This window comes from Pseudomonas sp. Pseusp18, assembly GCF_059506005.1.
This window is the reverse complement of record NZ_CP169240.1, coordinates 4,425,056-4,451,422: the sequence shown is the minus strand read 5'-3', so window position 1 is coordinate 4,451,422 and position 26,367 is coordinate 4,425,056. Positions and strand designations below refer to the sequence as shown.

Here is a 26,367-nt window from a genome sequence, read left to right as displayed (position 1 = left end):
TGCAGCAGGACGCGGTACGCGAACTGGCGGTGCTGGCCCAGGATGGCGTTAGCGGTCAACAACTGGTCGCCTACATCGTGCCCACCGATGTAGCAGTGTTGGCGGACAATGCCGATGCTCAAGCGAACCTGCGCGAAACCCTGAAAGCTGCGCTGCGCCAACATTTGCCGGACTACATGGTCCCGGCGTATCTGCTGTTCCTCGAACAATTGCCGTTGACCCCCAACGGCAAGCTCGACCGCAAGGCCTTGCCTGCGGTCGACGGCACCCAGCAGCAACGTGAACACGTGGCGCCACGCACGGCCCTGGAAAAGTCCCTGGCGGCGATCTGGCAGGACGTCCTGGCCATCGACACCGTCGGCCTGGAAGACAACTTCTTTGAGCTGGGCGGCGACTCCATTGTGTCGATGCAAGTGGTCAGCCGCGCGCGTCAGGCGGGCATCCTGTTGAGCCCCAAAGACCTGTTCCAGTACCAGACCCTGCGCAGCCTGGCGCAAGTGGCCCGCAGCGGTGAGCAAAACCTGATCGATCAAGGTCCGGCTGTTGGCGCGGTAGCCCTGAGCCCGGTGCAGCACTGGTTCTTCGAGCAAGCCATTCCTGAGCGTCATCACTGGAACCAGTCGCTGCTGCTGGTGCCGCGCGAAGCGCTGGATGCCGGGGCGCTGGATCAAGCGTTGGCGCGGTTGCTCCAGCATCACGATGGGTTGCGTCTGCGTTATCAACAGACCGATGCCGGTTGGCTGCAGGCCTATGACGCAGCGACTGTTGAGTCGTTGCTGTGGCAACGCTCGGCGCAATCGCTCGAAGAGCTGAATGCCCTGTGCGATGAAGCCCAGCGCAGTCTTGATCTGGGCAACGGCCCGTTGCTGCGAGCGTTGTCGGTGCAGATGGCCGATGGCACTCAGCGGCTGCTGCTGGTGATTCACCACTTGGCGGTGGACGGTGTGTCGTGGCGGGTATTGCTGGAGGATCTGCAGCAGTTCTATCGCCAGGCACGCGACGGCTCGACGCTGACGACGGCGACGAAAACCAGTTCATACCAGCGCTGGGTGGCGCGTCTGCAAAGCCATCTGCCAACGTTCCAGCACAGCGTCGATTATTGGCAGGCGCAACTGCGCGATGCAGCGCAAAACGACTTGCCGTGCGACCGCCCTGACGGCGCGCTGCAAAACCGTTTCGAGCAGAAAGTCGAACTGACCTTCGACGCCGAGCAAACCCGCAAACTGCTGCAACAGGCGCCGGCGGCGTATCGCACGCAGGTCAATGATCTGCTGCTGACCGCGCTGGCGCGGGCCGTGTGCCACTGGACCGGGCAGAGCAGCACGCTGATCCAGCTCGAGGGTCATGGCCGCGAAGACCTGTTCGACGACATCGATTTGACCCGCACTGTCGGCTGGTTCACCAGTCTGTTCCCGGTCAACCTGAGCCCGGCCGGCGACCTCGGCGCATCGATCAAAACGGTCAAGGAGCAACTGCACGCGGTGCCGGACAAAGGTCTGGGCTACGGCGCGCTGCGCTACCTGGCCGAGCCACAGATTGGCGCCGCGCTGGCGGCCTTGCCGCAACCGCGCATCACCTTCAACTACCTTGGGCAGTTCGACCGTCAGTTCGACGATGCGGCGTTGTTTGTGCCGTCCAGCGAAGGCAGCGGCGCAGCCCAGGATCCGTCGGCACCGCTGGCCAACTGGCTGACGGTCGAAGGCCAGGTGTACGGCGGCGAGCTGTCGATGAGCTGGGGCTTCAGCCGCGAGATGTTCGACACCGCGACCATCCAGCAGCTGGTTGATCAATACGCTGTCGAACTCAACGGTTTGATCGAGCATTGCTGCACCCTCGAAGCGCCACAGGCCACGCCGTCGGACTTCCCGTTGGCGCGCATCACCCAGGCGCAACTCGATGCACTGCCGGTGGCCGTCGGCCAACTCGACGACCTCTATCCACTGTCGCCGATGCAGCAGGGGCTGTTGTTTCACACCTTGTACGAGCAGGCGGCGGGAGAGTACATCAATCAGTTGCGGGTGGATGTGCAAGGCATCGAGCCCGAGCGTTTCCGCGCCGCCTGGCAGGCCACGCTCGATGCTCAGGACATCTTGCGCACCGGTTTTGTCTGGCAGGGCGAACTGGAGCAACCGGTGCAGATCGTCCACAAACAGGTGCAGTTGCCGTTCACCGTGCTCGACTGGCGTGAGCGTGGCGATCAGCTTCAGGCCTTGAATGAACTGGCTGATGCCGAGCGCCAACAAGGATTCGATCTGAGCCAGGCGCCATTGCTGCGACTGGTGTTGGTGCACACCGCAGCCGATAGCTGGCAGCTGATTTACACCCATCACCACATCCTGATGGACGGCTGGAGCAACTCGCAGCTGCTCGGCGAAGTCTTGCAGCGTTACAGCGGTCGCCCGCCGATAGCTACCGGCGGACGCTATCGCGATTACATCGCTTGGTTGCAGCGTCAGGATGGGCAACTGAGCCAGGACTTCTGGCGCGAGCCGTTGGCCTCCTTGCAAGAGCCGACCCGACTGGCGCGGGTGATGTCCGACAACGAAACCCTGAGCGGGCATGGCGATCACTTCCAGACCCTGGACGTCAGTCGCACCCAAGGCCTTGAAGCCTTTGCCCGGCAACAAAAAGTCACCCTCAACACCTTGGTGCAAGCCGCGTGGCTGTTATTGCTGCAACGCTACACCGGTCATGAAACCGTGGCCTTCGGCGCCACGGTGGCCGGGCGCCCGGCAGACTTGCCCGGCATCGAGCAAGCGGTCGGCTTGTTCATCAATACCTTGCCGGTGATCGGCGCGCCGCGTCCGGACCAAAGCGTCGGCCACTGGTTGCAAGCGGTACAGGCGCAAAACCTAAGCCTGCGCGAGTTCGAACACACGCCGCTGGCGGACATTCAACGCTGGGCCGGGCAGGGCGGCGAAGCGCTGTTCGACAACATTCTGGTGTTCGAGAACTACCCGATTGCCCAGGCGCTGCAACAGGGCGCGGAGCAAGGCGTGGTGTTCGGCGATGTCGCCAACCTTGAGCAAACCCATTATCCGTTGAGCGTCGCCGTGACATTGGGCCAGACCCTAGCGCTGCATTACAGCTTCGACCGGGCGCATTTCGCAACGCCGGCGATCGAACGCATCAGTGCGCACCTGCTGCAACTGCTGGAGCAGTTCGCCGAGTCGGCTGAACGCAACCTCGGTGAAATCGCCCTGGCCAGCGCCGCCGAACGGGCGCAGCAACAGGCCAATAACCAGCCGCAGCCGTACCCGGTGAACGTCGCCGTGCACCAGCGCATCGCCGAACTCGCCGCCCTGCGCCCGGAACGCACGGCGGTGATCTTCGCCGGCCAGCGGTTCAGCTATGGAGACATTGACCAACGCGCTAATCAGTTGGCCCATGCGCTGATCGCCCGGGGTGTCGGCCCGGAAACCCGGGTCGGCGTGGCCTTGCCACGCAGCGAAGGGGTGATCGTCGCGCTGCTGGCGGTGCTCAAGGCCGGCGGTGCCTACGTGCCGCTGGACACCAGCTACCCGCGCGAACGCCTGGCCTATCTGATCGAGGATTCGGGGCTGGCGTTGTTGCTCAGCGATTCGTTGGTTTCGGCGCAGTTGCCGGTGGATGATTCGGTCCCGGTGCTGGAGCTCGACCGTCTCGATCTGCGCAGCCAATCCCTCACTGCGCCCAAGGTGCAGCTTGATCCGCAGAACCTCGCTTACGTCATCTACACCTCCGGTTCCACCGGTAACCCCAAAGGCGTGAGCGTCGCCCATGGCCCGCTGGCGATGCATTGCCAGGCCATCGGCGAACGCTATGAAATGCGTGACAGCGACTGCGAATTCCACTTCATGTCCTTCGCCTTCGACGGTGCCCATGAGCGTTGGCTGACAAGCCTGACTCACGGCGCTTCGCTGCTGATTCGCGACGACAGCCTGTGGACCCCGGAACAGACCTACAACGCCATGCGCGAACACGGCGTGACGGTGGTGGCGTTCCCGCCGGTCTACCTGCAGCAACTGGCCGAACACGCCGAGCGTGAAGGCCACCCGCCGAAGGTGCGGATCTACTGCTTCGGCGGCGATGCCGTGCCCAACGCCAGTTTCGAGCGGGTCAAGCGTGCGCTCGATCCGGACTACATCATCAACGGCTACGGCCCGACCGAAACCGTGGTCACGCCGCTGATCTGGAAGGCCGGGCACGACGTACAGTGCGGCGCAGCCTACGCGCCGATCGGCAGTCGCATCGGGGACCGCAGCGCTTACGTGCTGGACGCCGACCTGAACCTGCTGCCCCAAGGCATGGCCGGTGAGCTGTACCTGGGCGGCACCGGCCTGGCCCGGGGTTACCTGAACCGTCCCGGCCTGACGTCTGAGCGGTTTGTTGCCGATCCGTTCAGCGCGGTTGGTGGCTTGCTGTACCGCACCGGCGACCTGGTGCGGCAGCGTGCCGATGGCACGTTCGATTATCTGGATCGCATCGACAACCAGGTGAAAATTCGCGGTTTCCGCATCGAACTGGGGGAAATCGAAGCGCGCCTGCAAGCCCTCGATGGCGTGCGCGAAGCGGTGGTGGTCGCTCAGGAAGGCACCGCCGGCAGCGGCAAGCGCCTGGTGGCTTTTGTGGTCACCGATGTGTTCAATGCCGAACGGGCTGATTTCGCCGACAGCCTGCGCGAGCAACTTAAAGTCGCGCTGCCGGCGCACATGGTCCCGGCGTATTTGCGGCTGCTTGAGCGCCTGCCGCTGACCCCCAACGGCAAACTCGACCGCAAGAACCTGCCCAAGCCGGACGTCAGCCAATTGCAGCAAGCTTATGTGGCGCCGCAAAGTGTTCTGGAGCAGCAACTGGCGACGATCTGGCAGGACGTGCTGAAACTCGATCAGGTTGGTTTGAGCGACAACTTCTTCGAACTGGGCGGCGATTCGATCATCTCGATTCAAGTGGTCAGCCGTGCTCGTCAGGCGGGAATCCGCTTCACGCCAAAAGACCTGTTCCAGCACCAGACCATCCTGGCACTGGCCACGGTGGCGCGGTTGGGTGAGCAGGCTCAGGTCATCGATCAAGGGCCGGTGACCGGCGAACTGGCGTTGTTGCCAGTGCAGCAGGTGTTCTTCACGCAGGCCATCCCCGAGCGTCAGCACTGGAATCAGGCGGTGATGCTCAAGCCGACGAAAACTCTGGAGGCTGCGCTGCTTGAGCAGGCGTTGGGCGCACTGGTTACTCACCACGATGGCTTGCGCTTGAGTTTCGTCGAACAGGTCGAGGGCTGGCAGGCACAGTACCGTGCGCCGGGCAGCCAGACCGAGGCGTTGCTCTGGGCGGTCGACGTTGCCGACGCCACGGCGCTGGAAGCGGTGGCCAACGAAGCGCAACGCAGCCTGAACCTGCAACACGGGCCGCTGCTGCGCGCGGTGCTGGCGAATCTCGATGACGGCACTCAGCGCCTGTTGCTGGCGATCCATCATTTGGTGGTGGACGGCGTGTCGTGGCGGATTCTGTTTGACGATCTGCAAACCGCTTACCGTCAGTTGTTGAGCGGCGAGCCCCTGCAATTGCCGGCCAAAACCAGTGCGGCCAAGGTCTGGGCCGAGCACCTGCAAACCTACGCCCGCAGTGCTGAACTGCACAGCGAACTGGCCTGGTGGCAACAGCAGTTACACGGCGCCGACGTGGCGTTGCCGGTGGACAATCCCGAGGGCGGGCAGCAGAACAAGCATGCACTGACGGTGCGCACGCAACTGAACAAGGAACTGACCCGGCAACTGCTGCAAGACGCTCCGGCGGCGTATCGCACTCAGGTCAACGACCTGCTGCTGACCGCCCTGGCCCGCGTCATGGTGCGCTGGACCGGGACCGACAGCGCGTTGATCCAGCTCGAAGGTCATGGCCGTGAAGAGCTGTTCGACGGCGTTGACCTGACCCGCACCGTCGGCTGGTTCACCAGCCTGTACCCGGCGAAACTGACGCCGGTCGTGGACCTCGGTGGCTCGCTGAAACAGATCAAGGAACAGCTGCGCGCGATCCCGAACAAGGGTCTCGGTTTTGGTGCGCTGGCCCATCTGGGTGACGACGCTGCACGTCAAATCCTCAGCCAATTGCCGGTGCCGTGCCTGACCTTCAACTACCTGGGGCAGTTCGACGGCAGCTTCACCGAAGCCGACGGCGCCTTGTTCGTTCCGTGCAGCGACGCGGCCGGCGATGAACTGGATGCTCGTGCGCCATTGGCCAACCAGTTGGCCCTCAATGGTCAGGTGTATGGCGGTGAACTGAACTTGGGCTGGACCTTCAGCCGCGAACGGTTCAATGAGTCGACCATTCAAGCGCTGGCCGACGATTACGCACTGGAACTGCAAGCGCTGATCGCCCATTGCTGCCAGGTCGGGCAGCACGGGGTTACCCCGTCGGACTTCCCGCTGGCGCGCTTGAGCCAGGCCCAACTTGACGGCTTGCCGCTGGCGCCGCAATCGATCGAAGACCTGTATCCGCTGTCGCCGATGCAGCAGGGCATGTTGTTCCATGCCGTGTACGAGGAAACCACCGGCGATTACATCAACCAGATTCGCCTGGATGTGGAAGGGCTCGACCCCGAGCGTTTCCATCAGGCCTGGCAAGCGGCGGTGGAGGCCCACGATATTCTGCGCACGCGCTTTGTCTGGCAGGGCGAACTGGAAAACCCGGTGCAGGTGGTCTGCAAGCACGCGCAGATGCCTTACAGCCTGCACGATTTACGCGCCCATCCGCAGCGCGATCAGGCCTTGCAGACGCTCGCCGACACGGAACGCCAAGCCCTCAACTTGAGCGCACCGACCTTGTTGCGGTTGGTGATTGCGCGCATCGACGACCACCGTCATCACCTGATCTACACCAACCATCACATCCTGATGGACGGCTGGAGCAACTCGCAGTTGCTCGGCGAAGTGCTGCAGCGTTACAGCGGCCAGTTCAACGGCGCACACAACGGACGTTACCGTGATTACATCGCCTGGCTGCAACGCCAGGACTCGGCGGCCAGCGAAGCGTTCTGGACCCCGGCGCTACACGCGCTGGACGAGCCGACGCGCTTGGCCCAGACCGTCGCGAAACCTCAAGCGTCTATCGACAGCCAAGGTTATGGCGATCATTTCCAGGTGCTGGAGGCCGATCTGACTCTGCGTCTGGGCGAGTTCGCCCGGGCCGCGAAAGTCACCGTCAACACGCTGGTGCAGGCGGCCTGGTTGCTGTTGCTGCAACGCTACACCGGCAAAACCACCGTGGCCTTCGGCGCGACGGTCGCTGGTCGTCCGGCCGACTTGCCGGGTGTCGAGCAACAGATCGGGCTGTTCATCAACACCTTGCCGGTGATCGCCAGCCCTCGGGCCGAGCAATCGCTTACTGGTTGGCTGCAAGCGGTGCAAGGGCAAAACCTGGCGTTGCGCGAGTTCGAACACACCGCGCTGTTCGATATCCAGCGCTGGGCCGGGCAGGGCGGTGAAGCGCTGTTCGACAACATTCTGGTGTTCGAGAACTACCCGATTGCCCAGGCCCTGGAGCAGGGAGCCCCGCAAGGGCTGCGCTTTGGTCCGGTGGCCAGTCGCGAGCAGACCAACTATCCGTTGACCTTGCTGGTGAGCCTCGACACGCAACTGTCGATGCACTTCAGCTATCAGCGCGGCAGTTTTGCGCCGACGACAGTGACGCGATTGGCGACTCATTTGCAGCACTTGTTGAGCCAGATGATCGACGCCGGTGAACGCTGCCTCGGCGAGCTGGTGTTGCTGGATAAAACCGAGCAGCAACAAGTGTTGCTGGACTGGAACCCAGCTGACGAAAGTTTCGCCCAGGAGCTGTGCATTCACCAGTTGATCGACCGCCAGGTCGCCGCCCAACCGGACGCGCTGGCGGTGACCTTCGCGGCCAGACAACTGACTTACGCCGAACTCGACAGCCGCGCCAACCAACTTGCCCACAAGCTGATCGAATTGGGTGTGGGCCCGGAAGTCCGCGTTGGCGTGGCGATGCCGCGTTCCGACAGCCTGCTGGTAGCGCTGCTGGCGGTGCTCAAGGCTGGCGGCGCCTATGTGCCGTTGGACCCGGATTATCCAGCCGACCGCGTGGCCTACATGCTCGAAGACAGCCGCGCTTTGGTGCTGCTGACCGAGCAGGCTATTGCGGCAACATTGAGCATCGCTGCCGAGACACAAGTGTTGTTGATGGACAGCGCCGAGTCGTGGCTGGCCACTTACCCAAGCAGCGCACCGGTCACCCGTATCACGCCGGATAACCTCGCTTATGTGATCTACACCTCCGGCTCCACCGGCAAGCCCAAAGGCGTGGCCATCGCCCATCGCAACGTGCTGGCGCTGATCGACTGGTCGCAATCGGTGTACAACCGCGACGACATTCAGGGTGTACTGGCCTCGACCTCGGTGTGTTTCGACCTGTCGGTCTGGGAGCTGTTTGTCACCCTGGCCAATGGTGGCTCGCTGATCATCGCCCGCAATGCCCTAGAGCTGCCGCAATTGCCGGCGCGGGATCAGGTGCGCCTGATCAACACCGTGCCGTCGGCGATCAATGCGCTGCACAGTGCCGGGCAGATTCCGCCGGGCGTGCGCATCATCAACCTCGCCGGTGAGCCGCTGAAGCAGTCGCTGGTCGACGCGTTGTATCAGCAACCGACCGTGGCGCATGTCTACGACCTCTACGGTCCGTCGGAAGACACCACCTATTCCACCTGGACCCGTCGCGAGGCGGGTGGCAGCGCCAACATTGGTCGGCCGTTGAAGCACACCGCCAGTTACCTGCTGGATGCCGACTTGCAGCCGGTGCCGCTGGGCGTGTCGGCCGAGCTGTATCTGGCCGGTGCCGGTATCACCCGGGGTTACCTGGGGCGGCCGGGCATGACCGCCGAGAAGTACGTGCCGAATCCGTTCGCCAGCAACGGCGAGCGCCTGTACCGCACCGGCGATTTGACCCGTTATCAGGCCGATGGCGTGCTCGAGTACCGAGGCCGAATCGATCATCAAGTGAAGATCCGCGGCTTTCGCATCGAGCTGGGTGAAATCGAAGCGCGCCTGCTGGAGCAGCCCGCGGTCCGCGAAGTGGCGGTGCTGGCGCAGGAAGCCCTGGGCAATCAGCAATTGGTGGCCTACGTCGTTGCGCCGCAACTGGACCTCGATGCCGCCGACGATCAGCAGTCCCTGCGCGATGAACTCAAGACACGGCTCAGGGCGTCCCTGCCGGAATTCATGGTCCCGGCGCACCTGTTGTTCCTCGAACAATTGCCGCTGACGCCCAACGGCAAACTCGACCGCAAGGCGTTGCCGACGGTGGAGGGCGGTCATTTGCAGGTGCGTTATGTCGCCCCGCAGAGCGAGCGGGAGCAGCAGGTCGCGGCGATCTGGCAGCACGTACTGCAAGTCGAGCGTGTCGGCCTGCTGGATCACTTTTTCGAACTGGGCGGCCACTCGTTGCTGGCCGTCAATGTGGTTTCACGCCTGCAACTGGAACTGGGCTTGAAACTGACCCCACAACTGATTTTTCAACACCCCGTACTCACGGATTTCGTCAGCAGTCTGGCAACCGCAGGTGAGCAGGTCGATACGTTGAAACTGAGCAAGCTGGACGCCCTGCTTGACGAAATGGAGGAAGCTTGATGGATACCAATGTCGCTTTGAAGATCGCCCGGCGCTTCATTACTTTGCCGCTCGACAAGCGCAGGGTCTATCTGCAGAAGATGCTCGAGGAGGGCGTTTCGCCGGCGAACCTGCCGATTCCCGAAACACAGTCGCAGTTCGATCCGGTGCCGCTGTCTTTTGCTCAGGAGCGCCAGTGGTTCCTCTGGCAGATGGACCCCGACAGCGCCGCCTACAACATCCCCAGTGCCATGCAATTGCAGGGTGAGCTTGACGTGGCGGCGCTCGAGCGCGGTTTCAATGCGCTGATTGCCCGTCATCAAAGCTTGCGCACGACGTTCCGGCAGCAGGATGAGCAAGCGGTGCAAGTGATTCATCCGCACATGAACCTGACCGTCGCCGTGCATGAACTGGATGAAAGCCCCGATGCCCTGCCGCCAGAGGCGCAGATTCAAGCGTTCGTCGCCGAACAGACCGGGCAGCCGTTCGACCTGATCAACGGGCCGCTGCTGCGCGTCAGCCTCTTGCGCCTTGGCGCGCAGGAGCATGTGCTGACCCTGACCCAGCACCACATCGCCTCGGATGGCGCGTCGATGCGGGTCATGGTCGATGAACTGCTGCAACTGTATAGCGCTTACCGCCAGGGCCACGAACTCGCTTTGCCGCCACTGTCGATCCAGTATGCCGACTATGGCATCTGGCAACGGCACTGGATGGAAGCCGGGGAGCGCGAGCGGCAGCTGGAGTATTGGCAGGCGCACTTGGGCGGCGAACATCCGCTGCTGGAATTGCCCACCGATTACCCGCGCCCGGCGGTGCAGAGCCTGCGTGGCGCCCGTCATGAACTGGCATTGCCGCCGGCACTGGGCGAGCTCCTGAGGGCGTTGGCCAAAAGCGAAAACGTCACCCTGTTCATGCTGTTGCTGGCGTCGTTCCAGACCTTGTTGCATCGCTACAGTGGCCAGGCCGACATCCGCGTCGGCGTGCCCACTGCTAACCGCAACCGGGTCGAGACCGAGCGGCTGATCGGCTTCTTCGTCAACACCCAGGTGCTCAAGACCGAGTTCGATGCTCAGGCCACGTTCAGCACGCTGCTGGCCCAGGTCAAGCAGACCACGATGGCCGCCCAGGCGCATCAGGACCTGCCTTTCGAGCAATTGGTCGAGGCCTTGCAGCCGGAACGCAGCCTGAGCTACAGCCCGCTGTTCCAGGTCATGTACAACCACCAGAGCACCGGCGCCAGCCAAAGCCGCCAGGGCACCGGCGAGTCAGCGCTGACGATCCGCCACTTGCATCAGCCATCGCGCACTGCGCAATTCGACCTGACCCTGGAAACGTTCGACGGCCCCGAGGGCCTCGGCGCACAACTGACCTACGCCACCGACCTGTTTGACGGCGCGACCATCGAACGGCTGGCACGGCATTGGCAAAACCTGCTGGGCAGCCTGGTTGCCGATCCACAGCAGCGGGTGGGCGAACTGGCCCTGCTCGATGAAGCCGAAAAACAGCAGGTGCTGGTCGACTGGAACCGCAGCGCCGCCGAATACCCGACTGACCGCTGCATCTATCAATTGATCGAAGCCCAGGCCCTGCGCACGCCAGAGGCCACGGCGTTGGTGTTCGACGGGCAATCGCTGAGCTACGCCCAGCTCAATCGCCAGGCCAATCAATTGGCCCATCGGCTGATCGAACTGGGCGTCGGCCCGGATCAGTTGGTCGGTATCGCCATCGACCGCAGCCTGGAAATGCTGATCGGACTGTTGGCGATTCTCAAGGCGGGCGGTGCCTACGTGCCGCTGGACCCGCAATACCCTGAAGACCGTCTGGCGCACATGATCGAGGACAGCGGTCTGCAACTGCTGCTGACCCAGGCGCATTTGACCGGGCACTTGCCGATTCCGACCGGCGTGCAAACCCTGTTGCTCGACCCGCAAGGCGAACACGCCCGCGGTTACAGCGAAGCTGATCCGCAGGTATCGCTCAGCGGTGAACACCTGGCGTATGCGATTTACACCTCCGGCTCCACCGGCAAGCCTAAAGGGGTGATGGTGCGCCATCAGGCGCTGGTGAATTTCGTGGTGAGCATGGTCAAGGCGCCGGGCATTGATGCCCGGGACCGCATGCTGTCGCTTACCACGTTCTCGTTCGATATTTTCGGCCTGGAAATCTACGGCCCGCTGCTCAGCGGTGCCCGCGTGGTGCTGGTGGACAAGCAAACCGCGCAGGATCCGCAAGCGCTGCTGGAGATGATCCGGCAACAGGAGGTCACGGTGGTGCAAGCCACGCCGTCGACTTGGCGCATGTTGCTCGACCACGAACAGGCGCCCATCCTCCAGGGTTGTAAATTCCTCTGCGGCGGCGAAGCGCTGGCCGATGACCTGGCCCAGCGCATGCTCGGTCTGGCGGGGCAGGTCTGGAACCTTTATGGCCCGACCGAAACCACCATCTGGTCGGCGGCCTGGCAGTTGACCCGCGAGCAGCGCCAGCCGTACCTCGGCAAACCGATTGCCAATACCACGCTGTACATTTTGGGCGACGATCTGGCGCCGAACCCGGCGGGCTCGATTGGTGAACTGCTGATCGGTGGAGACGGCCTGGCCCGTGGGTATCACCACCGTGCGGCAATGACCGCCGAGCGCTTCCTGCCCGACCCGTTCGGCAACGGCGCGCGGCTGTACCGCACCGGCGACCTGGCGCGCCATCGTCACGACGGCGTACTCGAATACATGGGGCGCATTGACCATCAAGTGAAGATCCGCGGTTTCCGCATCGAACTGGGTGAAATCGAAGCGCGTCTGCTGGAGCAGCCAGCGGTCCGCGAAGTGGCGGTGCTGGCGCAGGAAGCCCTGGGCAGCCAGCAACTGGTGGCCTATGTGGTCGCACCGCAACTGGACCTCGATGCCGCCGACGATCAACTGCGTCTGCGCGATGAACTCAAGACGCGGCTCAAGGAATGCCTGCCGGAATTCATGGTTCCGGCGCATGTGCTGTTCCTCGCCAGCCTGCCGCTGACGCCTAACGGCAAACTCAATCGCAAGGCGTTGCCGGCGGTGGACGCCAGCCAGTTGCAGGCGCGGTATGTCGCGCCGCAGAGCGAACGGCAACAGCAAGTCGCCGCCATCTGGCAGGACGTGCTGAAGCTGGACCGCGTGGGCCTCACCGACAACTTCTTCGAGCTGGGCGGGCACTCTCTGCTGGTGACCCAAGTGGTGTCGCGGGTGCGGCGGGTGCTGGACATCCAGGTGCCGTTGCGCAGCCTGTTCGAGCACAGCACCCTGGAGGATTTCGTCCAGGCACTGGGCGCCGAACCGGGCGAGCAGTCGCCGCCGATGACTCGGGTTGACCGTAACCAACCGCTGGCGCTGTCCTTTGCCCAGGAACGCCAATGGTTCCTGTGGAAAATGGACCCCGACAGCGCCGCCTACAACATCCCGACTGCGCTGCGGATGCGCGGCGAGCTGGACAAAAACGCCCTGCAACGCAGCTTCGAGGCGTTGGTGGAGCGCCACGAAAGTTTGCGCACGGCATTCGTCGAGGAAGATGGCCACACCTGGCAGGTGATCCGCCCGCAAGGTCGCATCAGTTTTGTCGAGCAACGTCTGGCTGCCAGCGATGAAGCGAGCATCAGGGTCTTCGTCGAACAGGAGACGCAACGCCCGTTCGATGTGCTCGACGGCTCGTTGGTGCGCTTCGTTCTACTGCAGGTGGGCGAGCAGGATCACGTGCTGATTCTGACCCTGCACCACATCGTCTCCGACGCCTGGTCGTTGCAGGTGATGATCGATGACCTGATGGCCCTGTATGCGGCGATCAGCCAAGGCCGGCCGGCTGAACTGCCGCCATTGCCGGTGCAGTACGCCGACTACGCGGTGTGGCAGCGTCAATGGATGGCCGCCGGCGAACGGGATCGGCAGTTGGCCTACTGGCGCGAAAAACTCGGCAGCGAACAGCCGCTGCTGGAGCTGCCACTGGATCATCCGCGTCCGGCGCAGCAAAGTTTTCGCGGGGCGCGTCTGCCGATCACCCTCGACGAATCCCTGAGCAATGCCCTGAAGGCCTTGGCCCGGCGTGAAAGCGTCACGCTGTTCATGCTGTTGCTCGGCTCGTTCCAGACCTTGCTGCATCGCTACAGCGGCCAGGCCGATATCCGCGTTGGTGTACCGATTGCCAACCGCAACCGCCTGGAAACCGAGCGTCTGATCGGCTTCTTCGTCAATACCCAGGTGCTGCGCGCCGAGTTCGACGGCCAGCTGACGGGCGCGCAATTGCTGCAACAGGTGAAGCAGACGGCCATGGCGGCGCAGATGCATCAGGACCTGCCGTTCGAGCAACTGGTCGATGCGCTGCAACCGCAACGCAACCTGAGCCACAGCCCGCTGTTCCAGGCGATGTTCAACCATCGCAGCGAAGCGGCCTCAACGCTGGCCGAATCGTTGCCGGGCATCGAGCTGGCAAACCTCAGTTGGGAACACCGCACCGCGCAGTTCGACCTGACCCTGGACACCAGTGATAACCCGCAAGGCCTGCACGCCTCGCTGACCTACGCCACTGATTTGTTCGAGCCATCGACCATCGAGCGCATGGGCCGGCATTGGCTGAACCTGTTGCAGGGCCTGGTCGAGGACATCCACCGTCCGGTCGGGCAATTGGCGTTGCTCGATGACCGCGAGCGACAACTGACAGTCGTCGACTGGAACGCCACCGCCGTCGACTACCCGTTGCATCGCAGCGTGCAGGCGCTGATCGAAGAACAGGTCGGTAAAACCCCGCAGGCGTGTGCGCTGGTGTTTGCCGAGCAACGCTTGAGCTACGCCGAACTCAATGGCCGCGCCAACCAACTGGCTCACGTGCTGATCGAGCAGGGTGTCGGCCCGGATGTGCTGGTGGGCATCGCGGTCGAGCGGTCGGTGGAAATGGTCGTGGGCCTGTTGGCGATTCTCAAGGCCGGCGGTGCTTATTTGCCGCTGGACCCGGAGTACCCGCAGGAACGTTTGGCCTACATGTTTGAAGACAGCGGCATCCAATTGTTGCTGACCCAGAGCCATTTGCTTGAGCAATTGCCGATTCCGGCCGACATTCGCAGCCTGGTGCTGGATCAGGACGGTGACTGGCTGGAAGGCCGCAGCGACGCCAACCCTGGCATTGACCTCGACGGCGAAAACCTCGCTTATGTGATCTACACCTCGGGCTCCACTGGCAAACCCAAAGGTGCGGGCAACCGTCATTCGGCACTGGTCAATCGCCTGTGCTGGATGCAACAGGCCTATCGGCTCGACGCCACGGACAGTGTGCTGCAAAAAACGCCGTTCAGTTTTGACGTGTCGGTCTGGGAGTTCTTCTGGCCGCTGTTGACCGGTTCGACCCTGGTGGTGGCTGCGCCGGGTGTTCATCGTGATCCGGCGCAGTTGATCGAATTGATCACCGCGCAACGCATCACCACGCTGCACTTTGTGCCGTCGATGTTGCAGGCGTTCCTGCAAGACCCTTCGGTGGGCCAGTGCAGCAGCCTGACCCGCATCGTCTGCAGTGGTGAAGCCCTGCAAGTGGATGCGCAGCAGCAAGTGTTTGCCAAGCTGCCGAATGCCGGTTTGTACAACCTCTATGGCCCGACGGAAGCGGCCATCGACGTCACGCACTGGACGTGCATCGAGGAAGGGCGCGACAGCGTGCCGATCGGCCAGCCGATCGCCAACCTGGGCACTTACATTCTCGATCACGAGTTGTCGCCGGTGCCGGTGGGCGTGGTTGGCGAGTTGTACCTGGGCGGCGAAGGCCTGGCCCGGGGTTATCACCGTCGCCCGTCGCTCACGGCGGAGCGCTTCGCGACCAGCCCGTTCGGTGACGGCCAGCGTCTGTACCGCACTGGCGACCTGGCGCGTTATCGCGCCGACGGGGTGATCGAATACGCCGGGCGCATGGACCATCAGGTGAAAATCCGTGGCTTGCGCATCGAGTTGGGCGAGATCGAAGCGCGCCTGGCCGAACACGCCGAAGTCCGTGAAACCGTGGTGATCGCCCAGGACGGCACGCTGCTGGTGGCGTATGTGGTGCCGGCCCGCGACGCATTGCTGCACGCCGACGACGAAACTCGCAACGCCTTGCAGCGCAGCCTCAAGGAACACCTGAGCCAGACATTGCCGGACTACATGGTCCCGCAGCATTGGCTGTGGCTGGAAAAAATGCCGGTCAGTCCCAACGGCAAACTGGAACGCAAGGCGTTGCCCAAGGCCGACACCACGGCCAGCAGCAAGGCTTACACCGCACCGACCAGCGCTATCGAACAAGCGCTGGTGGAGATCTGGCAAAGCGTGCTGGGTCGGCCGCAGGTGGGAATCAGCGACAACTTCTTCGAGCTGGGCGGCGATTCGATCATCTCGATCCAGGTGGTCAGCCGGGCGCGTCAGGCGGGGATTCATTTCAGCCCCAAAGACCTGTTCCTGCACCAGAACGTACAAAGCCTCGCGGCGGTGGCGAAGGTCGGCGACAGCGGCTTGCGCATCGACCAGGGCCCGGTCACTGGCGATACGCCGTTGCTGCCATTCCAGCAGTTGTTCTTTGAGCGCGAGATGGCCGAGCCGCACCACTGGAATCAGTCGGTGCTGCTCAAGCCAGCCAAACCGCTGCACGCCCAACACCTGGAGCGTGCGTTGCAGGCACTGGTCAGCCATCACGACGCGTTGCGTCTGGCGTTCACCCGTCAGGGTAATAAATGGACCGCGCAGCATCGCTCCCCGGCCGAGCAACAGGCGCTCTGGCAACAGTCGCCGCTGCTGTGGACCGCCGATGTCGCCGATGCGGCGGCACTCGAACAGTTGGGCGAACAGGCACAGCGCAGCCTCGAACTGGCGAACGGTAATCTGCTGCGCGCGGTGCTGGCGAACATGGCCGATGGCAGTCAGCGTCTGCTGTTGGTGATCCATCACCTGGTGGTCGACGGCGTGTCCTGGCGGATTCTGCTCGAAGACCTGCAACAAGCCTACGAGCAGTTGCAGGCGGACCAAACGCTCAAATTGCCGGCCAAGACCAGCGCCACCCAGGCCTGGGCGCGACGCTTGCAACAACACGCCGACAGCCCGGCGATGCAGGCTCAGCTGAGGTTCTGGCAAGGGCAATTGCAGGATGCGCGCAATGACTTGCCCTGCGATCGACCGCAGGGCGAGTTGCACAACCGCCACGCCTTGCATGTGCACACCCGCCTGGACAAACAGCAGACCCGCCAGCTGTTGCAGGAGGCACCGGCGGCCTATCGCACGCAGGTCAACGACCTGTTGTTGACGGCGCTGGCGCGGGTGATTGCGGACTGGACGGGCGACGCCTCGACCCTGATCCAGCTCGAAGGCCACGGTCGCGAGGCGCTGTTCGACGAACTCGATTTGAGCCGTAGCGTGGGTTGGTTCACCAGTCTGTTCCCGGTTCGGCTGACCCCGGCGAGCACGCCGCAGGACTCGATCAAGACGATCAAAGAACAACTGCGGGCGATCCCCGATAAAGGCCTGGGCTTTGGCGCGTTGCGCTACCTGGGCAACGACCGCACCCGCCAGGCGCTGCAAGCCTTGCCCGTGCCGCGCATTACCTTCAACTACCTCGGCCAGTTCGATGCCGGGTTCGGCGACGAGGCGGGCGCACTGTTCACCCCGGCCAGCGAATCGGCGGGCGCGGAGCAAAGTCCGCTGGCACCGCTGGACAATTGGCTGACCCTCAATGGCCGGGTGTATGGCGGCGAATTGAGTATCGGCTGGACGTTCAGCGGGCAGATGTTCGATCAGTCGACCATCGCCCGATTGGCGCAGGCTTATGCGCAGGAACTGGGGCTGTTGATCGAGCACTGCTGTGAGGCTCGGCATCAGGGCCTGACGCCGTCGGACTTCCCGCTGGCCGGGTTGACGCAACGCCAGCTCGATGCGTTGCCCGTGACGCCACGCCAGGTCGAAGACATTTACCCGCTGTCACCGATGCAGCAAGGCATGCTGTTCCATACCCTCTACGAGCAGCAGGCCGGCGATTACATCAATCAGCTGTGCGTGGACGTCGAAGGCTTGAACGTCGAGCGTTTCCGCGAGGCCTGGCAAGCGGCAATGGATGCGCACGATGTGCTGCGCAGCAGTTTTGTCTGGGACGGCGAGTTCAAGCGTCCGTTGCAGGTGATCCACAAGCAACTGGCCGTGCCGTTCACCTTCCATGACTGGCGCGCCCGGAGCGATGTGGCCATGGCGCTCAGCGAACTGGCGGCCGCGCAGCGCCAGCAGGGTTTTGACCTTGCCGCCGCACCGTTGCTGAACCTGACGGTAGTGCGTCTCGACACCGCGCGTTTTCACCTGATCTACACCAGCCATCACATCTTGATGGACGGCTGGAGCAATTCGCAGCTGCTCGGGGAAGTGCTGCAACGCTACAGCGGCCAGGTGCCGGCGAACACGGCGGGGCGTTATCGCGACTACATCGAATGGCTGACGCAACAGGACGCGCAGGTCACCGAAGGTTTCTGGAAGGGCCAGTTGGCCGCGTTCGATGAGCCGACCCGGTTGGCCAAGGCGCTGGTGTGGACCGGCAGCGATGCGGCCAACACCGCTCAAGGCGAGCACTTCCTGACCCTGGACCAGGCGCAGACCGCCGGGCTCAATGGCTTGGCGCGGGAACAGAAAGTCACCCTCAACACCCTGGTGCAAGCCGCCTGGTTGCTGCTGTTGCAACGCTATACCGGGCTGGACACGGTCAGCTTCGGCGCCACGGTGTCCGGACGTCCGGCGCAACTGGCCGGGGTCGAACAGCAGATCGGCCTGTTCATCAACACCTTGCCGGTGGTCGCCAGCCCTCGGGCCGAACAGCCGCTGGCGCAGTGGTTGCAACAGGTGCAGGCGCAGAACCTGGCCTTGCGTGAGCAAGAACACACCGCGCTGTTCGACATCCAGCGTTGGGCCGGGCAGGGCGGCGAAGCCCTGTTCGACAACATACTGGTGTTCGAGAACTACCCGATCTCCGAAGCCCTGCAACAGGGCGCACCGCAAGATCTGCGCTTCGGTGAAGTGGGTAACTTCGAACAAACCAATTACCCGTTGACCTTGTCGGCAAACCTCGGCGCCGAGTTGTCGTTTCAACTGAGTTTCGATCGTCAGCAGTTCGATGACGCCGCGATTGAACAACTGGCCGGGCATCTCGCGCACCTGCTGTTGCAGATGGTCGAGGCACCTGCCGCCAGTGCCGTGGGCGATCTGGCCCTGGTCTCGACCGCTGTGCGCGAGCCGCTGGCGCTACCGGTCGATGAGGTGTGCGTGCAGCGTTTGTTTGAGCTGCAAGCCGAACGCACGCCGGACGCATGGGCGCTGATTTTCGACGAGCAACGCCTGAGTTATGCCCAGCTCAATGCCCAGGCCAACCAATTGGCCCGCGTGCTGCTGCAACACGGCGTCGGCCCCGAAGTGCTGGTGGGCATTGCGGTCGAGCGTTCGACGCAGATGATCATCAGCCTGCTGGCGGTGCTCAAGGCCGGTGGCGCCTACGTACCGCTGGATCCGGAGTACCCGGCCGAGCGACTGAGCGCGATGATCGAGGACAGCGGTCTGCGCGTGCTGTTGACCCAAAGCCACCTCGCGCCGAAGTTGCCAGAAGCTGCGGGTGTGACCGTCCTGCGCCTGGATCAACTGGATTACCCTACCCGGACCGACAATCTGCCGCAGCGCAGTGGCCCGCAAAACCTGGCGTATGTGATGTTCACCTCGGGCTCCACCGGGCGCCCGAAAGGCGTTGGCATCACTCAATCGGCGCTGACCCGTCATGCCCGGGTGGCCCTGGATTTCCTCGGGCTCACGCCGCAGGACCGCTCGCTGCAATTTGCCACGTTCAACTTCGATGCCTTTGTCGAGCAGCTTTACCCGGCGCTGATTTGCGGTGCCTCGGTGGTGCTGCGCGGGCCGGACATCTGGGACAGCGAAACCTGGTATCGCGAATTGCTCGACAAGCAGTTCAGCGTCAGCGACCTGACCACTGCCTACTGGAATATGTTGGCCAAGGACCTCGCGGCGGCGGGTCATCGTGACTATGGCGCGTTGCGCCAGGTGATCGTCGGTGGCGAAGCCATGCCGCCGGAAGGTGTTGCCGCCTGGGGCCGGGCCGGGCTGGGTCATGTGCGCCTGCTGAACACCTACGGCCCGACCGAAGCCACGGTCAGCGCCACGCTGCTCGATTGCAGCGACTACGTGTCCGGCCGCAACCCGTTGCCGGTGACCATGCCTATTGGCCGGGCGTTGGGCGGCCGGGCGATTCATGTACTCGACACCCAGGGCCAGCCGGCGCCGGCCGGTGTGGTCGGTGAACTGGTGATTGGCGGTGAGCTGCTCGCACGGGGCTACTTCCAGCGCCCGGAATTGACCGCCGAGCGCTTCATTCCCGACCCGTTCGATCCACTGGGCGGTGGCCGCGTGTACCGCACCGGCGACCTCGCGCGTTATCGCGCCGACGGCGTGATCGAGTACGTCGGGCGGGTCGATCATCAAGTGAAGATTCGTGGTTTGCGCATCGAGCTCGGTGAAATAGAAACCCATCTGCTGCGGGTTCCTGCGGTGCGTCAGGCACTGGTGGTGGCGCAACCGGGCGCCATCGGTCAGCAATTGGTGGCGTACGTGGTGTTCGACGATCCGGCGCAAGCCAGTGCCGATTCGTCCACGCTGGCGGCGTTGCGCGGTGACATCAAGGCACGCCTGAAGGCCAGCCTGCCGGATTACATGGTTCCGGCCCATGTACTGTTCCTCGAATGCCTGCCCCTGAGCCCGAATGGCAAGATCGATCGCAAGGCCTTGCCGGGCGTCGATGCCAGTCTGCTGGCGTCGGACTTTGTCGCGCCTGAAGGTGCATTGGAACAGCAGATCGCCACGGTCTGGCAGGACGTACTGGAACTGGACCGGGTCGGCCGCGACGATCACTTTTTCGAACTGGGCGGGCATTCCCTGCTCGCGACGCAAGCGGTCTCGCGCCTGCGCAAACTCACGGACTGTACCTTGAGCCTGCGCGACCTGTTCAGCCATCCGCGACTCAAGGACCTGGCGGAGTGGATCGCGCGGCAGCAGGGCACACCTGAGCCGAACGGCCACGGTGTGGTGCTCAAGGCCCATGACAGCCGGCACAGCGCACCGTTGTCGCTGGTGCAGCGTCGCTTGTGGATCGCCGAGCAATTGTCCGGCGGCACCGCGGCCTATGGCATGCCGATGGCCTTGCGTTTGCGTGGTGAGTTGTCGGTGGAACGGCTGATCAGCAGTTTCGCCGAGGTGGTGCGCCGCCATGAAGTACTGCGCACCGCGTATACCCAGGACGATGAAGGTGACCCGATTGCCGTGATCGCCGAGCAGGTTGAACTGGATTTCCCGGTGATCGATTTGTCCGGTCTGTCCCGCAGTGCCCAGGAAGAATGGGTGGCACAAGCGGCACTGGAAAACGCGCGCACGCCGATTGATATGGAACACGCACCGCTGTTGCGTGGGCGGATCCTGCACCTGGGGCCGACCGAGCATGTGATGCTGTATGCGATGCACCACATCATTTCCGATGGCTGGTCGATGGGCTTGCTGGTCAACGAACTGGTGCAGATTTACCACCGCACCAAGGCCGGTGACCTGACCCCGTTGCCGGCGCTGGAGGTGCAGTATTCCGACTTCGCGCTGTGGCAGCAGGAGCTGGAACAGCAAGGCGTGCTGGCGCGTCAGGCCGAGTACTGGAAAGCGCGGCTCGCGGGCTATGACGGGCAACTGAAGTTGCCATCGGACAACCCCCGTGGCTTGACACCGTCCTATGCGGGTGACTCGGTGCAGTTCCAGCTCACCACGCCACTCAGCACGGCCTTGCGCCAGTTGTCGATGGACGCGGGCGTCACGCTGTACAGCACGCTGCTGGCCTCGTTCCAGGTGTTGTTGCACCAGGTCAGCGGCGTTGCGGATGTGTTGGTCGGCGCCGACGTGGCCGGGCGTGAACAGCCGGAGCTTGAACGGTTGATCGGCTTCTTCGTCAACGTCTTGCCGTTGCGTTCGCAGTTCGACGCCACCACGCCGTTCGCCCGATTCCTGGGCCAGACCCAGGAATCCCTACTCAGTGCCCTGGAGCATCAGGACCTGCCGTTCGACATGATCGTTGACGCCTCGGACGTGCCGCGGCACAAGGGCATGAACCCGCTGGTGCAAGTGTTGTTCGTGATGAACAACCTGCCGGGACGCACCCAGGCCATCGGCGGTTTGAGCGTGGAATCGCTGCCGGCGCTGGAGACCCATTCTAAATTCGACATGGCGTTGTTCGTTGACGATGAAGCAGGGCAATTGCTGGGTAATTGGCAATTCGCCACAACCTTGTTCGGACACGAGCGCATCCAGTACCTGGTGAAGGCCTGGATAGCCCTGTTGGAACAGATCGTCGCTGATCAGGACATTCAATTGGGAGCTATCAGCATGCCAGTCGACAATTTAGCGGTGGCCACCAAGCCTGCCGTCCCCGGACCCAAGGCCGACAAACTCGGTAAGTTCCTCAAGCGCGGCGCCGCCCCGGCGGCCAAGGCCCGACCGACGCCGATCCGCGAATCGCTGATCGCTGCGCCACAGCCGTTCCCGCTGCTGCTGGAACCGAATGAGCCGCATCTGGACTTGATCGAGTGGATCAACAACAACCGGCCGCTGATCGAAGAAAAACTCGCCAGGCACGCCGGGATTCTGTTCCGTGGTTTCGAACTGGACGGCATTCAGGGCTTCGAGGCGTTTGCCGAAGCGATCCAGCCAGGGCTTTACGGCCAGTACGGCGATCTGCCGAAGAAAGAGGGCGGCAAGAACACCTACCGCTCCACGCCGTACCCGGAACGCAAGATGATCCTGTTCCACAACGAGAGCTCCCATCAGGACCGCTGGCCGCGCAAGCAAATGTTCTATTGCGAGCAAGCCGCGCCCATTGGCGGTGCGACTCCGGTGGTGGATTGTCGGTTGATGTACGAAAAACTGCCGGCGGACCTGCGCGACAGGTTCGAGGAAAAAGGCCTGCTTTACGTGCGCACCTTCACCGACAACCTCGACGTGTCCTGGCAGCACTTCTTCAAGACTGAAGACCGTGCCGAAGTCGAGGCCCGTTGCCGGGCCGGCGGCATCGAATGGCGCTGGCTCGAGAACAACGAATTGCAAACCCGCACCCCAGGCCCGGCCATCATTCGTCACCCGGTGACCGGCGCCAAATCGTTCTTCAACCAGGTGCAACTGCATCACATCTATTGGCTGGAGCCGGACGTGCGGGAAGACCTGTTGTCGATGTTCGGCCTGGACCGCTTGCCGCGCCACGTGTTCTACGGCGACGGCACGCCGATCGAAGACGAAGTGATGCAACGCATCGGTGACTTGTACGAAGAATGCGCGGTGCGTTTCGACTGGCAAAAAGGCGACGCCATCCTGCTGGACAATATGCTGGTGGCCCACGCCCGTGACCCGTTCGAAGGCCCGCGCAAGATTGTCGTGGCCATGGGCGACATGTTCGACCGCAGCGCCCTTGAACGCGAAATGAACACCGAGGAAACCGGAGCATGAACGAGGTATCGATGGACCAGCAGGACCTGGGTTACGCCTTGACGCCTGAACAGCAACGGTGGCTGGAGCAGTTGCCCAAGGCCCCGGCCTGTGGTGATGCGCTGCATTTCCTGGAGATCGAGATCCGCGGCGCCCTCGATCCGCAGCGGGTGCAAAACGCACTGGATCGCTTGCTGGCGCAACAGCCGATGCTGGTTGCGCGGCTGGGCAAGGCGCCGGGATTCCATGGTGTCCGACAGTTCGTCGGGGGGGCGGAGCGCTACCCGCTGAGCGTGCAGGCGCGGGTCGATACCCCGGCCGGTATTCAGGCTCAGCTCAGCGAATGGGCGGAACGTGCTTTTGTCGTCGGTGAATCCGAAGGCGCGCAAGCGGTGCTCTATCGCCTGGCCGATGATCAATGGAAATTGGTCTTGGGCCTGGCCCGGCACAGCCTCGATCAAAGCGGCGTGCGGTTGCTGTATCAGCAATTGGTGCGGGCCTATGGGCAACAGTCGGCGGCGGACGACGAAGAGACCGGTGAATTCACCCAGTACCTGGAATGGCGCAGTGAAGTGGTGCTCGACGAAGACGCGGCCGGCGCACGTACTTACTGGCAGGAACACCTGCAAGGCGCCGATCCCGATTTGAGTACTCCGTGGCTGGCCTATCGCAACGCGAATCCTGGATTGTCGTCGGCCACTGAATCGCTGGCGCTCACGCTCGATCCGGCACTGCGCAGCGGTTTGCAGCAAGTGGTCGGGGCGTTGGAGCAATCGCCGAGTGTGGTGCTGCAAGCGGCCTGGTGGCTGTTGCTGGGTCGGCTCAGCGGGCATCAACAGGTGCTGGTCGGGGTGCGGCATGACAGTCGCGAAGATTACCAATACTTCAGTAATGCCGTGGGCGTGTTCGAGAAAACCCTGCCGCTGAACCTGTCACTGACGGCGAATGCAGCATTCAGCACTTGGGTGGCGGAGTTGGCGGCGCGCCTGGATGAGCACCGTACGTGGCAGGAATACTGGTCGCCTGAACTGGCGCCGACGGCGGCTCGCCCGGCCTATGGTTTTGCCGTGTGCCGGGCCATGCAAGCCGCGACGTCCGCTGATCTGCAATGGACTCCGCGTTTGGCGGTGCGCGAAGCACGGTTTGAATTAATGCTTGAACTGGAAACGGACGAGGCGGGCAGCGCCCACGGGTTCCACCTGCATTACACCCCGTCCCGTTACTCGGTTCAGGCGATGGAAGGGTTGCTGGAGCAGCTGCGCGTATTGCTCGAAAACATCGTTGCCAATCTTCACGCCGAACTCGGTCAACTGAACGTGTTGGGAGCCGCCGAACAACAGCGCTTGCTGTCGATAAACCCGCCAGCGCGAGCACGGGTCGATAGCCGGTTCTTGCCGCAGCGCATTGCCGACTGGGCCCGGACCACGCCGCAAGCCATCGCCTTGACTGACGGCGATCGACGCCTGAGTTACGGGCAGTTGCAGACGAAGGTCGAGGTGTTGGCCCAGGCATTAAAAGCCCAGGGCATGGCGCCGGGGGCTATCGTCGCGCTGGCCTTGCCACGCTCGGCGGAGCTGGTGATCGCCATGCTCGCGGCGTGGCGCATCGGCGCCGCGTACCTGCCGCTGGACCCGCAATGGCCGCAAGCCCGTCAAGCCTTGATGCTGGAACAGGCCGGCGCTGCGTTGCTGCTGGTGGACGCCGGGCACATCGCGCAATGGCACGATTATCCGTTGCCTCTGGCGACCGTGGATCGTGTGCTGCAATCGACCCCGGCGAGCACGTCGGCCATCACCCACGATACACAGGGCGATCAGGCGGCGTACGTGCTGTTCACCTCCGGCTCCACCGGTATGCCGAAAGGCGTGGTCATCGAGCACCGGCAATTGCTCAATTACACCGCTCACGTCAGCCAGGCCCTGGGGCTGGATCAATGCCAGCAGTTTGGTTTCACCTCCACGGTGGCGGCGGACCTGGGCAACACGGCGCTGTTCGGCGCCTTGTTCAACGGCGCCGCGCTGCATGTGGCCAGCGATGAGCAAATGCAGGACGGCAATTTGTTTGCCGACTTCCTGCAACGGCAAGCCATCGATTGCCTGAAGATCGTTCCGTCGCACCTGGCCGCGCTGCTCGACAGCGAACGCGCGCAACTGCCGCGCACGCTGGTGCTGGGCGGTGAGCCGATTGCCCAGGCATTGGTGCAACGGATCGCCGGTTTGCGCAGTGATTGCCGGGTGTTCAATCACTACGGCCCGACCGAGGCCACGGTTGGCGTGCTGGTTCATCCGCTGGATCTGGAGGCGGCTGTGCCTGACGCCGGCGTGCTGTCCCGGGTGTTGGGCAACAATCAGGTGTTTGTACTCGACGATAACCTGCAACTGGCACCGGTCGGTGTGCTGGGCGAGTTGTACCTCGGCGGCGCGCAGTTGTGTCGTGGCTACGTGAATGTCGAGGCCGATTCGCAAGTGTTCATCCAGAGCCCGTTCAATCCGCAGGAGCGCCTGTACCGCACCGGCGACCTGGCCCGCTATCGCCCGGATCTGGCGATTGCGTTGCACGGTCGGCGCGATCAGCAAATCAAGGTACGGGGTTTTCGCATCGAACTGGCAGAGATCGAAGCCGAGTTACTGCGTGTGCCGCAGGTCGCGCAAGCACTGGTGTTGCCGGGGCCGTCCGCACAAGACGGGATGCTCGCGTTCATCGTGCCGCATCAGGCGCCTTCGGCGACTTTGCTCGATGCCGTTCGCGACGAACTGGCGCTGCGTCTGCCCAGTGTGATGCTGCCGCAGCACTTGCAGTTGATCGACAGCTTCCCGCGACTGGCTAACGGCAAGGTTGACCGCAAGGCCTTGCAACAACTCGCGTCCACCTCGGCTGACGATGAAGGCATGCAGCCCCGCGATGCTCTTGAACAATTGCTGGTGACGCGCATGGCGCAGTTGCTGGGGGTTGGGCGTCTGGGCATCGACCGGGATTTTTTCGCCGCCGGGGGCCATTCCTTGCTGGTGATCAAACTGGTGGCCGGCATTCGCAAGTTGTTGCAGTGCGAAATCCAGCCGGGCGTGGTGTTTGACCATCCGACCGTGGCGGGTCTGGCGGCGGCGTTGCGCTCCCGAGAAAGCAGTCCGGGTCAGTTGGAGAAAATCGCCCAGGCGCGGTTGCGTCTGGACAACATGAGCCCCGAAGAAAAAGCGTTGCTCACCGAAAAAGCCCGGCAACTGCAGAACGCCAAGGCTGCACAAAACGGTTGA

At 63.2% G+C, this 26,367-nt stretch carries 3 protein-coding genes (1 of these 3 running past the window's edge); all 3 read left to right on the top strand.

What is annotated here, in order from left to right; translation table 11 throughout:
* Tightly spaced (each overlapping or abutting the next), the 3 genes in view from ACEN9A_RS19780 to ACEN9A_RS19770 form a layout consistent with a single transcriptional unit that may run on beyond the window.
* Positions 1-9,620: the 3' portion of a non-ribosomal peptide synthetase gene (locus tag ACEN9A_RS19780; RefSeq protein WP_258670092.1), read on the top strand. 2,761 nt of this gene lie to the left of the window's left edge; only the last 9,620 of its 12,381 coding nucleotides appear in the window; its start codon lies beyond the left edge, outside the window; it ends in the stop codon at positions 9,618-9,620.
* The gene (locus ACEN9A_RS19775; protein WP_258670087.1) at positions 9,620-23,137 is read left to right on the top strand and encodes a non-ribosomal peptide synthase/polyketide synthase; all 13,518 of its coding nucleotides are present in this window, start codon (positions 9,620-9,622) and stop codon (positions 23,135-23,137) included. The genes ACEN9A_RS19780 and ACEN9A_RS19775 overlap by 1 nt, the downstream gene beginning before the upstream one ends.
* Positions 23,134-26,367: a non-ribosomal peptide synthetase gene (locus ACEN9A_RS19770; protein ID WP_258670069.1), complete on the top strand. Its 3,234-nt coding sequence runs from the start codon at positions 23,134-23,136 to the stop codon at positions 26,365-26,367. The genes ACEN9A_RS19775 and ACEN9A_RS19770 overlap by 4 nt, the downstream gene beginning before the upstream one ends.